We start from the raw sequence: 13,408 nt of genomic DNA on the forward strand, positions 1-13,408 counted from the left end.
GACCATGAACAGAGCAACCGCCACCACGACCGTGCACCACCACCGGCGCCGTACCGGCGACCGGACGGATCCCCCGAGGTTCGGCCGGTGGATCCGGGATCGGGGGGAAGCGAGCATGTGCCGTCTGACGGCATCGACGATCTCCGTGGCGACGCTGGCGGTGGCCGCCCTGTGGTGGTTCGTCCCCGACAGCTACCCGTACGGCGCGGCCGCCGAGGTCACGGTGGGTGTCAACCACTGGATCGAGCGCGGGCCGGGCGCGGGGTTGATGGTGGCCTCCGGCGTGCTGGGGGTGCTGGCGGCGCTCGGCGTCCGGTCGTGGGTCGCCGGCGTGATCGCCTTGGCCGAGAGCGCCTTCTTCCTGCTGGTGATGTCCGACGCGTCCGTGCTGTCGTCCCTCGGGTACGCGCTGATCCCCGCCGTCCTGCTGGGGGTCGCCGGGTCGGTCGCGGTGGGGTGCGTACGGCGGCGGCCCGTCGCGTACGTGCTGGCGGTCCTGCTTCCGGCCGGATTGATCGCGTCGCTGACCATGACCGACGCGGTCTCCCGCTACCTGGTCAATGTGGCCTCCGGGTTCGGCGTGTACGGCGGGCGGATCGCCTGGTCGTGGGCGATGGCGATCGCCGCGGTCGGGTGGGCGTGGCTCGCGTACGGATCGTTCGCGCGTGAACGCAGGAGGACGGTCCCGCGGTGGGGGAGGGCCGTCACGATCGCGGCCGCCCTCTGTCCCGTGCCGTACGCGCTGGTGCGGCTGACGTGGGTGACGCCGTGGCCGCTCGGCGGCTTCGACCCGCGGACCGGCCACATCACGCTGTTCGCCGCGGACGGCGGCGACGCGGCCACCCGGATCCAGGGATTCCTGATCGGCCTGAGCGCGGTCCTGGCCGTCGTGCTGACGCTCGGCCTGATCAGCCGCTGGGGCGAGGTCGCGCCGCGATGGGTGCCCTGGCTGGGCGGGCGGCCCGTCCCGGTGATGCTGGCCGTCGGGCCGGGCGCGTTCGGCGCGGTGGCATTGTGCGTCTCGGCTCCCGGTGTCCTGGCCGGAGCCGTCCAGATGGGCTCGTGGGTGGACGGCGCCCTGTTCGTCCTGATGTTCCCGTGCCCGGTGTGGGGTCCGTTGCTGGGAGCCGCGGTGTACGCCTACCGGGCACGCCGCAGAGCCGTTGAGGAATCGAGGAGCGCCGAGGCCGCCGTCGCAGGCGGCGAGGTTCTTTGAAGGGGCGCCGCCGTGCCGGTGCCGTTCGCTGGCCACCTCCATTGCCCGGCGCGACGTCTCCTACCGGAGCCGGCCGCCCCTGTTGTCCTCGAACAGATCTCGGATGCGGTGCAGCAGCGCCTCCCGTACCGGGTCCGGTGACAGGACCCGCAGCGTGGTTCCGAGCCCGAGGAGGTAGTCGGCGAGTTGGTCGGCGTCGTTGCCGCCGATGTCGACGATGGTGGCATCGGGGCCGTCCGGGCGGTGGGTGCCGATCGTCGGCGGGACCAGCCGCAGCGCCTGGTCCATGGGGTGCGGGAGCCGGACCGTCACGTAGAGCGGGTACACGACGCCCGCGATGCTCCGGGAAACCAGGAGTGCCGGGTCGGGCGGGTCGCGGAGTTCGACCGTGTGCCCGGTCGGCTCCACGCGGGCCACCCGGTCGGCCCGGAACGTCCGCCACTGGTCCCGGGCCACGTCCCGGGCGACGAAGTACCAGCGGAGACCTGTGAACACCAGGCGGTAGGGGTCGACGTCCCGGACGGTGGCCTTGCCCGCATGGTCCCGGTAGGCCAGGCGGATGCGCTCGGCACGGCGGCAGACGGAGGCCAGTTCCAGCAGCATGCCGGGCATGATCTGACGGCCCTCGGGCCTGGGGGTGTGCACGAAGACGGCGTCCATCTCGCCCAGCCGGTCGGCGATCCGAGGCGGTAGGACCGCCCGTAGTTTCAACAGCGCCGACAACGCGGCCTGGTCGCCGCCCAGGACGCCGCTGAGCGCGGCCTCACGCAGCGCGACGGCCACGGCGAACACCTCTTCGTCGTCGAGGATCAGCGGCGGCACCCGGGTGCCGCCGCCAAGGCGGTAGCCGCCCCACGGGCCGGGGTCGGACTCGACGCCGTAGCCGAGCTCCCGCAGCCGGGCGATGTCCCGCCGGACCGTGCGGTCGGTGACCGCCATCCGTTCGGCCAGCTCGCGACAGGTCCACGTCGGCCGTGCGGACAACAACGAGACCAGTCGCAGCAGGCGGGCGGAGGTGCTGATCACATCCCGAAGTGTCCCCTATGACCAGGACCGGAACTGTCCTGGTCCCGTCATAGCGTCTCGCCCATGAAGACCGAATCCCCATCCGCACCCGCCATCCGCCTGCTGTCCGTCGACTTCGACTGCCCGGACCCCGCCGAACTGGCCCGCTTCTACGGCGACGCTCTCGAGCTTCCCGTCGTCTACTCCAGTGAGGACTTCGTCCTGCTGGGCCGGGAGGGCGAGCCTGGGCTGGGCTTCATCCGGGTGGCCGACTACCGGCCTCCGACCTGGCCGGACCCCTCCCAGGGCAAGCAGGCACACATCGAACTGGGCGTCGAGGACCTGGAAGCCGCCCAGGCACGGATGCTGGCGCTGGGCGCCGTGGAGCCCCCGGTCCAACCGCACCCCGATCAGCGGAGGGTCCTGCTGGACCCCGCAGGTCACCCGTTCTGCATCTCCACGCAGGGCTGAACCACCGGCCGACCGATGCCCGCGACCGCGCCCCTGCGGGGTGACGAACCCGGCGTCACCTTTCCAGGTCCGGCCCACCTGGCCCAAGCCGTCTTGGACGCCACTGCCGCACTGCGCCTCTCGACGGCCTGGACCGCGGCCGCGTGCTCCGGCCTTCAGACGAGACCGGGTCTCGCTTCGATCCAGGCGCGCAGCTGTTCGGCGAGGGCGGGGTCGTGGAGGTCGGGCAGATGGCGGGCGGCCGCGTTGATCAGGTTCTTGGCCTGGCGTGAGGCACGCATCGCCGGGAGGTCGCGGGCATGCGGGGGGCAGGGAACCTGTGCCTGGTCCAGGGTGATCGGGAGGGCGTCGAGGCAGTCGCGCACGATCTGGTCCGCGGTCGGCAGCACGTCGGTGAGATCTGCGGCGGAGCCAGGGAAGCCGAAGGTGGCGACCCGGATGGCCGTCTCGCCGGCCTCGAAGACGCCGTCCTCGTGAGACCGACGAACGGCCCACAGGTAGAGGCGGGCGGCGGGGACACGTTGATCGGCGTTGCGGTGGACCATGTGCTCGATATCGAGGAACAGGCACAACCACCAGTTGGCCGCGTCGCGGGCGTTCGGCCGGTGGCGGTCGATCCAGGCCAGGCGCTGCTGATCGGAGGCCTGCAGCAGATGCCTGACGCGCTGCCGGCCGACGGGGGCGTCCGTGAACATGCGTGCGACGGCTTCGGCGCGCAAGGGAGCGACGATGCGGTCGACCTCGCCGTCGGCGGCGAGGATGTGGACGGTGGAGTCCGGCTGCCAGTACTCCCGGTATCCCTCGTTCCTGCTCGGAAGCTCGACCAGGTCGACGCCCAGGTCCGCCAACGCGGCCTGCAGATCGGCGAAGCGGAGCGAGGCCTGCAGGGAGCCGTAACTCTCCCTGATCGGACCGGCCGCGATGCCGGCTCCGGCTGAGCTCAGCCGGTGCAGCTGCACGGTGAAATGGGTGCCCCGCCATTCCGGCCTGCCAGGGCCGCGCTCCCAGAAGAAGTCGACCAGACCGTGATCTCGCCACATCTGGTTCCTGCCCCGGTTCTCCGCGGGGGTGGCGCCGAGGATCCGGGTGACGTCTTCGGGGCTGCCGGTGTGGTCGGCGCCGAGGACCGAGCCCCGGACGACGACGTCGATCGCGAACTCCAGCGTGCTCACGCCTGCGGCCCGCCTTCCGCGATCGCGAAGCCCGACATCTCGTCCCATGCGACCGCCGACCACAGCTCGGCCAGCGCCGCCCAGAACCGGTGGACCAGCGCCCAGTCGGGGTCGCCGCCACTGAGCGTGATCGTCGCCAGGAGATCACTACCCCAGATCCCGCGTTCACCGTCCGGGTCGGCCTGCAAGACCGACTCGGCGATGGTGGCGACACCGACGCGGATCTCAAGGCCCAGCCGTCCGGGCACCTCTTGTCCGCTGTGCGCTTTCGTCGCGAGCCGGTACGCCGCCACCTCCTGGGCGAGCGGCCCGAGCCGTTCGCCCGGCAAGGGACCGCCGGTGCTGAGCACCTCGTCGAGGAGGCGTTCCAGCGCCGCCTGACCGGTCTGCTCTCCCGCCCTGCAGAAGAAGCCGAGCTGATAGGTCACCCGAACGCCCCCGATCCCTCATCACCGACCGGACCCTCACGTATGTGATCAAGGTCCCTCATCCGGCACATCGTGTCCACGGCCCAGAAACCGGATCGTACGCCGCTGTCGGCTGGAGGTCTGTGCGGCTGAACACCGGGCATTCGAGGAGTTCGGTGAGGGCCTTGCGCTGCCTGCCGGTCAGCGGGTTGAAGAACACCACGGCCACGGCGTCGGCCGAGGCGCGTTCCTGCGCGATCTCGCGGATCTTCCCTGTGCTCATGAGCGTCCTGGACGAGTAGGGCCGGCTCATGTTGCCTTTGCCTCCGGGCGCGCTTCCTTTCTTGCCGCCGGAGATCCCCCGGCGCTGAACGAAACACCCGGCGACCCGTCCGCCCAGGGCTGCGACCTGTGCTGCCAGGACGCCCATGCACTCGAGATGATCCTTCTGCCTGGCGGAGAACAGACCCGCGATCAGGACCTCACGACCTTCGATGGTCTCCCGAAGGCCGGGCATGGGCGGCGGATTCCGTACGGCCCTTCGCTGCGGCGCACGCTGCCGCCCAGTACGCATTCCGTCACTCTAAACGCCGATATTCGAGGGTGCCGAGGAGTTCACACCGGGAGACCGGGACGGCGCCGACACTGCCGCCGTCCCGCTTCCTCATCGCCCGCACGAGGGATCTGTCTGCCTGATCCAGTTCTGCAGGCAGGAACGGATGTCGAGTTCTTTGGCCAGGTTGCCGGTCGGTTCATCGTCCGGTCGGGCCAGCACGACGGCACGCTCGCGGAATTCAGGCGGGCGATCAGCAGGCATGGACCTCTTTCTTCTCGGCCGACGGGCGATCGATCCAGGTCGAATGTCCCCTGATCAAGGGGAAGTTCACAGCATGCTGGGGGCGCAGGGTGGTCCACCCGAGGTCTTGCGCGAGCAACGAACAGGTTGCTGACGTTGATGCGTCTGGCGTGGGAACGGCTCAGGAGGCGGCCTGAGGTTCCGTCTCCGTTCGGTTGGTCTTGTCGATGCGGGTGATGGAGAACCCGAAGGCGGTGGCGAGCAGGTACATGACGATGCTGTACACCGCGGCGGGGATGGCGACCGTCGTGCTGTCCAGGACGCTCAGGGCGATGGTCAGCGCCACGGTCGTGTTGTGGATGCCGACTTCCATGGAGGTCGCGATCGCCTGCTCTCGCTGGAGCCGGAACAGGCGTGCTCCGGTGTAGCCGAGGGTGAGGCTGGCCAGGCAGAACAGGGTGACCAGGAGTCCGACCTCGCGGGCGTAGTCCACGAAGTTCTCTCGTTCGCCGAGGATGGCGCCCAGGGAGACCGCGACCAGCACCACGATCGAGAAGATCCGGACCGGCCGGTCGGCGCGCGCGGCGAAGGCGTCCGACCGGCTGCGTACCAGCATGCCGATGGCGACCGGCACGAGGACGATGGCGATGACCTGGATGACTTTGCCGAACTGGAGGCCGAGTGTGCCATCGGCGTCGAAGTAGTCGATCGCCAGGTTGGTGATCAGCGGGATGCTGACCGCGGCGAGCACGGAGTTGATCGCGGTGAGTGTGACGTTCAGTGCGACGTCGCCGCGGAACAGGTGGCTGTAGAGGTTGGCCGTCGTGCCGCCCGGTGAAGCGGCCAGGAGCATCACGCCGACGGCGATCAACGGGTCGACGTCGAAGGCCTGGACGAGGCCGAAGGCCACCAGCGGCAGCACGAGCACCTGCAGGGTGAGGGCGACGATGACCGCTTTGGGGCTGCGGGCGACGCGGCGGAAGTCGCCGGGGGTCAGGGAGAGTCCGAGCCCGAACATGATGATGGCCAGTGCCACCGGGAGTCCGACGGCGATCAGTGCCGAGTCGTTCACGGTATTCCTTCACGGTGAGTGCTTCCGGCGACGGAAGGTCTTTCGACGGGGGGCGTCGTCATCGGTGTCGCGCTTTCGGCTGCGCACCACGTGGTCGTCGTCGGTCGCGGCCGTCGGCTTCGTATCGGTCGGCCACCGGCCGGGGGTGGGAGCGGGGTGGAGGTTTTCGGGGACGGGTCAGTTGTATCCGTCGTTCCCGGTGGTGAACAAGGTTTTCGCGGTGGTGTAGTCGGCTTTGTCCATCGCGGTGCGGTGCGCTTTCTCCACGGGTGACGGCCGGGCGGCATGGTCGGGGGAGCGCCGAGTCCTGTTCCCGGGCGGAGTTCAGCGGACGGCACGGAGACATCCCCCGGACCACCCCACGACTGGACGTTCTGCCCGAAGCCCTGGCCAAGGCGGCCAGAGCACCGATCATCGCCGGAACGGGCGGATCTCTTCGTCAGGCTGATCGTGGGGTGCGATACCGCCCGTCACAGATGCCAGGTCCACTCCAGGGCGGAACCTTTCGGGGTGTTCCGCCAGCGGGCCTCGGCAGCGTCGATGGCGGCGCTCGCGGTGAGGATGTCCTCGGGAGAAAGCGGGCTTGGGCCGGTGCCGGTGAGGGGGAGCCCCCGCCAGAGGCGGTAGACGTAGTTGACCTTGAGTTCGCCTGCCATGACGCGATCGCCGCGGCGGCGCAGCACCTTGGCGCCCGAGTTGCGATGGCGGCGTGGTTCGAGGGGTTCGAAGCCGTCGAAGGTGGCGCCCGCGGCGACGGCGCCCCAGAATCCGTCGGTGATGCGCAGCGACTTCTCGACGGCGGCGTGTACGAGGTCGTGGGGCAGACCACCGCGGACGGGAGCCGCTGGCAGGCGCACATCGGGACCTTTGCGGCCGGTCACGACGATTTCGCACAAGTCGACGTCCGGCCGAACAAAGCGGATCCGCATGCGTGCACCTTAAACAGGGGGAAAGAGGCACGCCAGCGAATTTCCGCGGAGAGGTCGCGTTCTTGCGCACTCGGTCGGCGGACCGGTCGATCCGCAGCTCAGTCCGGGTGGCGGCCCGAATCCGCCGTGTTCCGGCAGGTCCTCCCACCAGGAGACCCTGGCCCGGCTCGCCGCCCGGCGGCGGCAGGCTCCCTTCCAAAACGCGTTCACCCTGGCGTGAGCGTCCCGCTGCACCCTCTTGACGGCGGACATCGTCCAGAGCAATCCCTCCGACCGCGCGATGCCTGCTCATCGACGGTCATGGGCAGACGGACCGCCGCCATCGGACCGTCATACCGTCAGGCTGGGGCTTTGCTCTTCCCGCGCATCCGGCGTGCCCCGGCACGGGACCTGATCGGGGAGGTCACGCGTCGTCCGGCAGGGGTTCGCCGGTCTCCAGCAGCGTCTTGAGGCTCGCTATCACGTTCGGCCAGCCGTGGCTGACCATTTCGGCCAGGCTCGATCCGGGCTCGAAGCCGTCGTGTACGACGGTGAGTTTCACGACCTGCGCGGTCTCCTCGATCGTGAAGGTGACCTTCGAGCGGGCTTCGCCGGACAGCCGGGTGAGCAGTTCCTCGTCCCAGCCGAAGCGCTTGGCGAGCTCCGGGGTGATGGCGTGCCAGGTGTAGGAGAGCCGGCTGTAGGGCTCGGCCTCCAGCACGACCTGCTGCGGGTCGTCGATCAGCACGCCGTGGTTGTCCCAGGTCATCGGGGAGCCGGGGGACCAGTCCGTGGTGAACTCCGTGGCCCAGTAGCGGCGGGTGAAGGCGGGGTCGGTCAGTGCCTGCCAGAGCTTCTGGGGGGTGGTGCGGATGTAGGTGGTGTAGACGAAGGTCGGTGCGTCCATGGGGGGCTCCTCCAGGGCGAGTTTCAGGTCTGCCAGGGCTTGGACCCTGGCCCGGTCGTAGCGGCTGATCCAGCGGTGGGCGATCTCGTGCACGGGTGCGGCGTTGAGGTAGTGCAGCTTCTCCCGGCCCCGCCGCACGGTGGCGACGAGCCCGGCCTCCTCCAGCACCGCGAGGTGCTTGCTGACGGACTGCCTGGCCATGTCGAGTCCGGCGCACAGCTCGCGCAGCGTCTGCCCGTTGCGGGCGTTGAGCGAGTCGAGCAGCGCGCGCCGGCTCGGATCGGCCAGCGCCTTGAACACCTCGTCCATGTCCGCCTTCACATCCGGGCTGCCGTCTGTAGATGCGCAGCCTTTTGGCTGCCTAATTTAGGCAGCCAAAAGGCTGCATGTCAAGGGATGTGATCACGGGAGCCATCCGTCCGGACATCAGCGCCAGGCGCCGTCGATCTCGAAGGCACCCGCACGATGACCAGTGGACGTTGAGCTTGTCCAGGGTCGCCGGACGGTCGGCTGTCGAGGAGGGCTTGGGCGTGGCGGGTGCGCAGTAGCCGGTCGGCGACGGCTTCCAGGCCGCAGGGTCCTCGCCGTCCTTGGCCTGGTCGACGTTGTGGGCCGTCGCCCGCAGCCGCGGACGGGGCAGGTCGTTGGCGAAGGACCGCCGCTGCCGCGCGGTCAGTGACCGGTCGGCTGGAAGAAGCCGCGCACATACGGGTCATCGAGGGCGGCCAGGTCGGCGAGGCCGCCCGTGGCGACGACCTTTCCGCCGCGCATGAGCACGACGTGGTCGGCGATCTCGGCGGAGGTGAGCATCGGCACGTCGTGGGTGATCACCAGGACCGCGGCTCCGGCGTCGGCGTACCGGCGGAGGGCGGTCCACACGCCGTAGGCGGTCCAGGTGTCAAGGGAGGCCGTCGGTTCGTCCGCGATGAGGACGCGGGGTTCGGGCAGGAGCGAGGCGGCGAGCGCGGCGCGCTGGATCTGGCCGCCCGAATGCTGATCCGGATGGAGACCGGCCAACTCGGCCGGGTACCGGGCGGCCGTGCAGGCGCGGTCGAAGCTCCATCGCCCGTACCGGTCTTCCAGGGCGCGCAACTGCGCGCCCACGGTGTCCTCGGCGCGGAAGGCCGTGACACCGGCCTGGGGCAGCAGCCCGACGGTTCCGCCGCGAAGGCGTCGCCACTCGCGTCGCCCACGCACGGGCTCGCCGTCGATGCGCACCTCTCCCATGCTGTGGGCGGAGTCGGGGAGCGAACCGGTGAGCGCTGCGGCGGCCATGGACTTGCCGCATCCGGACTCGCCGAGCAGAGCGGTGATCTTCCCGTCCGGTACGACGAGATCGACCGCGTCCAGAACCGTTTCGTTCCAGCGGTCCGTGTCGATGTGGACGGTCAGTTCACACAGCTCGGCAGACATCAGGAGGCCCGTTCTGGAGGGAGCGTGAAACGGCCGGGCCTGCGGATGCGGCTCTGGCCGCCGAATTCTTTCATCCTGGCCGCTTTGCAGGCACCGCATAACGACGAACAGGAACGCGGATGCTACGGACACGCCTGCGGGATTCACCGGCCGACGGAAGCCGCGCGGTGTCCTACCGTCACCGAACCGTCCGCCTCCTGGTTCCTGGACGCCGGCTGGAACGCCTCAGATGGGGGCCTGTGCAGGGATGCCTCCAGAACAAGCCGGCCTCGCCCTTCTGAGACGAAGGACGAGGCCGGCGGACCGGATCGGGGGCCACTCGGGTCAGTTCGCCGGCCGGGTCCGGGAGATCTTGGGGCTGTCGGCGAGCTTGAGCCAGACGACCCCGCCGATGATCACCGCCAGCCAGAAGCCCTTGGCGGGGGTCAGGGTCTCGTCGAAGAAGACCGGGCCGAGCAGGGCGGCGCCGACGGCTCCGATCCCGGCCCAGACGGCGTAGCCGATGCTGACGTCGATCCGCTTCAGCGCGACGCTGAGGAAGAACAGGGTGAACAGGAAGAAGACGATGGCGACGGCCGACCAGGCGGGGTCGGTGAACCCCTGGCTGCCGTTGACGCTGAGGGCGTAGCCGACCTCGAATCCTCCTGCGGCCAGCAGCGCCAGCCACGGCCCCGCCTTCTTCGTCTGCGCCGGCCGGGTGGTCGCCGTGGTGGTGGTCGTCGCGGTCATGGTGGTGCGTCCTTTCAGGGGGAGGAGCGAGGAGGTCAGGCGCCGGCGAGGTTGAGGCCGACGACTCCGGCGATGACGATGGCGATGCCGAGGAACTTCTGCCAGGTCAGGCGCTGGGCGAGGAAGAGCGCTCCGACGACGGCGATCCCGACGCCGGCGAGCGAGGTCCACAGGGCGTAGCCGACGCCGACGTCGAAGGTGAGCAGGGCGAGGCTGAGGAAGAAGGTGGCGATCGCCCCGCTGACCAGGGTGCCGATCGTCCACCAGAGACGGGTGAAGCCCTGCGCCTTGCCCGCGGCGATGCCGACGGTGACCTCGAAGACGACGGCGACGGCCAGGTAGAACCAGCTCATGATGAATCCTCTCTATAGATGTCTGTACATGCATGTATTTGGGCGAGGCGCGGCGCCCATCGCGGCGCGATGGACGTCAGGGGGCGACGATGGAGCCGATCTCGTTCAGTGCGCGACCGAGCTGACGGGCGTCGAACTGGGGGAAGTGCGCGGACGCCTTGCCCAGGAGTTCCCGCACCCGCGCCTCGTAGGGTTCGCGCGCCTCGCCGAGCAGGGCTTCCCCCGCCTCGGTGATGACCGCGTAGACGCCGCGGCCGTCGTCCGGGCACACGTCCCGGTACGCGAGGCCCTTCGCCTCCAGGCGGCTCACCAGGCGCGTCGCCGAGCTCTGGTTCAGTCCGACCCGCTGCGCGAGGTCGTTCACCCGCAGTTCCTTGTCCGGCGCCTGGCTCACGAAGACCAGGGCGCGGAACTCCGTCAACCCGACCCGGTGGGCATCGGCCAGCCACTTGTCGAGACCGGAGTCCACCGCGGAGGCGAAGGCCGCGACCTTCGACCACGCGGCGCCGGCGCCGTCACCGAGCGAGGCTCCCGAACCAGATGTCTGCATGTGCATGCAGATAAATTACCACCACGGGGAGCCCGCCTGTCAAGTCGGCCGCACGGAACCACGACGCTCCTCGGCCAGGTAGGCCATGGGCGGCGTCGCCGGAAGCGCTCGGCCTGCGTCGCCCATGACACGACGACCTCAGCGGCGACCCGCGCCGGTGCCGAACGCCCCGAAGGAACCGCAGCCCGCCTCCTCCCGGAGTCAGCTGAGGTCCGCCCAGATGCCGAAGAAGATGGGCGCGGCGCCGAGGAAGGCGAGGAGCGCGGCGTAACGGGCGATTCGGAAGAGGGGAGGGGCCGCGGAGTGCTCCGCGACGTCAAGGGCGGTGGCGGAGAAGGCGGCGCGGCCTTCGCGGTCCGGCGCGACGGTGCCCCGGACCGTCACATAGGTTCCGGCCCGCAGCACGTGTTCACGGCGCAGCAGGGTGCGGCCGGGCCGTGCGGGATGGGGCTCGCGACGCTCCTCCGCAGGCTCCGCGCCCGCCACCCAGGACACCGAGCCGGGCAGGCCGACCGTGCCGCTGCGGTCCTCGACGAGGAACGGGACGCCGGACGCCTCCAGCTCCCCGCGCGAGACCGTGCCGTTGCCCCGCTCCTCCTTGCCGGTTTCGTGTTCGATGACCGTCTCCACCGCCCACCAGACGCACTCCGTCCCGCTCAGCGGCGACACGAGCAGGCCCTCCGGCCCCGCCGCCGCCCGCCCGGTGATCCGCAGACGTCCCGGCGCGGAGACCGCGTCACGGCATTCCGACTCTTTCCATGGCCGGGCATTCAGCAGAATCCGCACCAGATACCCGGCGACGGCGAACAGGGGCAGCGAGACCAGCCCGAAGAGCATCACAGTGACGAACGGCATCGGGTTCCCTCCCGTGGTGACCCGGTCCATGGTCCACTCCCTCCCGTCCCCGCCGGACGGGATCCGCGTCCCGTCCCACCCGGGCGATCCTGAGCTGTGACCCGGACAGGAGGACGTCGGCCGCGTCGGCGAACTCACACGAGCCAGTGCCCGCAGCCCCCGACCGCCCACCGGTCCCGGCGAACCCAGCGCACCACTCCGGGGCCGAGGAACCTGCGGACAGCCGTCGACGCTTGCCCGCATGGTGGCGAAGTCGCCTCGGTTCTCCGGTCGCGGGCACGTCTACGCGCACTCGCCTCCGTCACGGGAGGTGTACGCCGACAACGTTCACGCAGCAGCCATGCCGTCAGGCTCACGGCACGGCGCTCCTTCACTGATGTTCCAAGACGGTCGATCGGCGAATGAGCCGGCCGACGCGGGTCGCTGTGTATCGGCTGCCCTTGGCGGGGTCCTGTCAAGGGGCGTGGGGGAAGGTGCGGGCGGTGGCGGTGATGGCGAGCCTGTCGTTGTTGCCGGTGTCGTGGATCCGGGCGGTGGCGAGTCCGTGGTGGAGGGAGGCCGTGGCGAGGGCGGGGCCGGTGCGGATGGCGTGGAGGTAGCGCAGTGCGAGTGAGGACAGGGTCTGGCCGGGCGCGTGCGCGAGGACGGCCTCTTCCGCGACGAGGGCGGTGAGGCCGCCGCTCATGGTGCCGGCGGCGTTGAGTCCCTCGTCGGATCGCGGCAGGACGGCGGTGCCGGGTTCACGGCGACGGCAGCCGGCCCGCTCGGCGAAGGGGACGGACAGGAGGCGTTCTGGTGCCGGGCTCGGGGGAGCGGTGAGGTCGGGCATCACGACGGAGGGGTCGGGGGCGGACATGAACGCTCCGGTGGCGGTGGCGACGGGGCGTCCGTCGCCGGTGGTGAAGTCGATGCCGGCGATGTAGACCGACCGGCCGGCCTTGATGGTGCGGCCGGTGCCGTGGACGGTTCCGGTGCCGGGCGCCGGCCGGTAGAGGTGGACGTCGAGGTCGAGGGTGACCGGGACGCGGGGGGTCATGACCTCGACGGCGAGGCGTCCGGCGAGGTGGTCGGCCCACGCCGCGAGGATCGAGGTGCGCAGCCGGCCGGTCCCCGGGACGTGCATGTGGGGTGTGATCCGGCCGTCGCCGTGGATCCGCCCGGCTGCGAGGCGTACGGAGAATCCCAGCTCCTGCAGGATGTTGTGGCGGTTCCCGCCGGTGACCGAGTCGATCATGGTGCCGTCCTTCTCGCGTCCTCCGGGGCGCCCGCTACGGCGGCCCACCAGAGATCCTTATTATCCTCTATCGAGAATAGGGATCTCGTCAGATGGTCCAGGCGGCGGCCTCGCCCCTCGGGCTCCTCCGTGGCACAGGACGGGTGTGGGTTGCGAGAAATGGCCCGAGAAATAGGGAAAAGGATTACCTGATTGCTGGAGCCCGCCGGCGGTCTGATCGAATTCGGCGGTCCCTGGATATGGTGGCACGGACTTGCCGGTGATACCGGGGGAGCGGGTTCGAGAACGCGTAACAGGCGGTCTGGACCCATGTGACCGAC

At 70.1% G+C, this 13,408-nt stretch carries 16 protein-coding genes; 2 read left to right on the forward strand and 14 right to left on the reverse strand.

From position 1 onward, the window contains the following. The first annotated feature begins 4 nt into the window (after nt 1-4). Nucleotides 5-1,216, forward strand: coding sequence for a hypothetical protein (locus C2865_RS36080; RefSeq protein ID WP_157964054.1), 1,212 nt, complete (start codon nt 5-7; stop codon nt 1,214-1,216). A 60-nt stretch (nt 1,217-1,276) separates the two neighbouring features. On the opposite strand, the gene C2865_RS36085 is transcribed toward C2865_RS36080, so the two are convergent. Then, on the reverse strand, nt 1,277-2,242 hold the full coding sequence (locus tag C2865_RS36085; RefSeq protein WP_106403152.1) for a helix-turn-helix transcriptional regulator: 966 nt from the start codon (nt 2,240-2,242) through the stop codon (nt 1,277-1,279). Between the two features lie 63 nt (nt 2,243-2,305). Here C2865_RS36085 and C2865_RS36090 point away from each other — a divergent pair, with 63 nt between their 5' ends. Beyond that, the gene (locus C2865_RS36090) at nt 2,306-2,692 is read left to right on the forward strand and encodes a VOC family protein (RefSeq protein ID WP_106403153.1); all 387 of its coding nucleotides are present in this window, start codon (nt 2,306-2,308) and stop codon (nt 2,690-2,692) included. Nucleotides 2,693-2,847: 155 nt separating this feature from the next. On the opposite strand, the gene C2865_RS36095 is transcribed toward C2865_RS36090, so the two are convergent. The 13 genes from C2865_RS36095 to C2865_RS36150 form a co-directional block, all read right to left on the reverse strand. Then, entirely contained in the window at nt 2,848-3,864 is a 1,017-nt protein-coding gene (locus C2865_RS36095; protein ID WP_106403154.1) for a hypothetical protein, read from the reverse strand. After that, nucleotides 3,861-4,292, reverse strand: a complete 432-nt coding sequence (locus C2865_RS36100) for a hypothetical protein (protein ID WP_106403155.1) — start codon at nt 4,290-4,292, stop codon at nt 3,861-3,863. Before C2865_RS36100 ends, C2865_RS36095 begins: the two co-directional genes overlap by 4 nt. A 58-nt stretch (nt 4,293-4,350) precedes the next feature. Beyond that, a complete protein-coding gene (locus C2865_RS41765; RefSeq protein WP_332873411.1) occupies nt 4,351-4,845 on the reverse strand; it encodes an HflX-like GTP-binding protein in 495 nt (164 codons plus the stop codon). 90 nt (nt 4,846-4,935) lie between these two features. Continuing rightward, on the reverse strand, nt 4,936-5,088 hold the full coding sequence (locus C2865_RS39790; protein WP_157964055.1) for a hypothetical protein: 153 nt from the start codon (nt 5,086-5,088) through the stop codon (nt 4,936-4,938). Between the two features lie 160 nt (nt 5,089-5,248). Continuing rightward, entirely contained in the window at nt 5,249-6,139 is an 891-nt protein-coding gene (locus C2865_RS36110; RefSeq protein WP_106403157.1) for a bile acid:sodium symporter family protein, read from the reverse strand. 470 nt (nt 6,140-6,609) lie between these two features. After that, a complete protein-coding gene (locus C2865_RS36115; protein ID WP_157964056.1) occupies nt 6,610-7,068 on the reverse strand; it encodes a hypothetical protein in 459 nt (152 codons plus the stop codon). Nucleotides 7,069-7,471: 403 nt separating this feature from the next. Beyond that, nucleotides 7,472-8,263 (reverse strand): ArsR/SmtB family transcription factor, encoded by a 792-nt coding sequence (locus tag C2865_RS36120; protein WP_106403389.1) that lies wholly within the window; start codon nt 8,261-8,263, stop codon nt 7,472-7,474. Nucleotides 8,264-8,626: 363 nt separating this feature from the next. After that, nucleotides 8,627-9,367 carry an ATP-binding cassette domain-containing protein gene (locus tag C2865_RS36125; protein ID WP_106403159.1) on the reverse strand — a complete coding sequence of 247 codons (741 nt, stop codon included), beginning with the start codon at nt 9,365-9,367 and terminating at the stop codon, nt 8,627-8,629. 324 nt (nt 9,368-9,691) lie between these two features. Then, on the reverse strand, nt 9,692-10,096 hold the full coding sequence (locus C2865_RS36130) for a DMT family transporter (protein WP_106403160.1): 405 nt from the start codon (nt 10,094-10,096) through the stop codon (nt 9,692-9,694). A 35-nt stretch (nt 10,097-10,131) separates the two neighbouring features. Further along, nucleotides 10,132-10,449 carry a DMT family transporter gene (locus C2865_RS36135; RefSeq protein ID WP_106403161.1) on the reverse strand — a complete coding sequence of 106 codons (318 nt, stop codon included), beginning with the start codon at nt 10,447-10,449 and terminating at the stop codon, nt 10,132-10,134. 76 nt (nt 10,450-10,525) lie between these two features. Next, nucleotides 10,526-11,005, reverse strand: a complete 480-nt coding sequence (locus C2865_RS36140) for a MarR family winged helix-turn-helix transcriptional regulator (protein ID WP_232836002.1) — start codon at nt 11,003-11,005, stop codon at nt 10,526-10,528. A gap of 195 nt (nt 11,006-11,200) precedes the next feature. Then, entirely contained in the window at nt 11,201-11,884 is a 684-nt protein-coding gene (locus C2865_RS36145) for a hypothetical protein (protein WP_106403162.1), read from the reverse strand. Nucleotides 11,885-12,308: 424 nt separating this feature from the next. After that, nucleotides 12,309-13,136, reverse strand: a complete 828-nt coding sequence (locus tag C2865_RS36150; RefSeq protein WP_198653847.1) for a PaaI family thioesterase — start codon at nt 13,134-13,136, stop codon at nt 12,309-12,311. Between the last annotated feature and the right edge of the window lie 272 nt (nt 13,137-13,408).

The organism is Actinocorallia populi (assembly GCF_002995495.1).
In the GTDB taxonomy this organism is placed as follows: Bacteria; Actinomycetota; Actinomycetes; order Streptosporangiales; family Streptosporangiaceae; genus Actinocorallia; species Actinocorallia populi.

Coding starts and splice junctions, on each gene's coding strand:
- C2865_RS36080 (WP_157964054.1), top strand. CDS start 5: ATGAACAGAGCAACCGCCACCACGACCGTGCACCACCACCGGCGCCGT.
- C2865_RS36090 (WP_106403153.1), top strand. CDS start 2,306: ATGAAGACCGAATCCCCATCCGCACCCGCCATCCGCCTGCTGTCCGTC.
- C2865_RS41765 (WP_332873411.1), bottom strand. CDS start 4,845: ATGCGTACTGGGCGGCAGCGTGCGCCGCAGCGAAGGGCCGTACGGAAT.
- C2865_RS39790 (WP_157964055.1), bottom strand. CDS start 5,088: ATGCCTGCTGATCGCCCGCCTGAATTCCGCGAGCGTGCCGTCGTGCTG.
- C2865_RS36115 (WP_157964056.1), bottom strand. CDS start 7,068: ATGCGGATCCGCTTTGTTCGGCCGGACGTCGACTTGTGCGAAATCGTC.
- C2865_RS36120 (WP_106403389.1), bottom strand. CDS start 8,263: ATGGACGAGGTGTTCAAGGCGCTGGCCGATCCGAGCCGGCGCGCGCTG.
- C2865_RS36125 (WP_106403159.1), bottom strand. CDS start 9,367: ATGTCTGCCGAGCTGTGTGAACTGACCGTCCACATCGACACGGACCGC.
- C2865_RS36130 (WP_106403160.1), bottom strand. CDS start 10,096: ATGACCGCGACGACCACCACCACGGCGACCACCCGGCCGGCGCAGACG.
- C2865_RS36135 (WP_106403161.1), bottom strand. CDS start 10,449: ATGAGCTGGTTCTACCTGGCCGTCGCCGTCGTCTTCGAGGTCACCGTC.
- C2865_RS36140 (WP_232836002.1), bottom strand. CDS start 11,005: ATGCACATGCAGACATCTGGTTCGGGAGCCTCGCTCGGTGACGGCGCC.
- C2865_RS36145 (WP_106403162.1), bottom strand. CDS start 11,884: ATGGACCGGGTCACCACGGGAGGGAACCCGATGCCGTTCGTCACTGTG.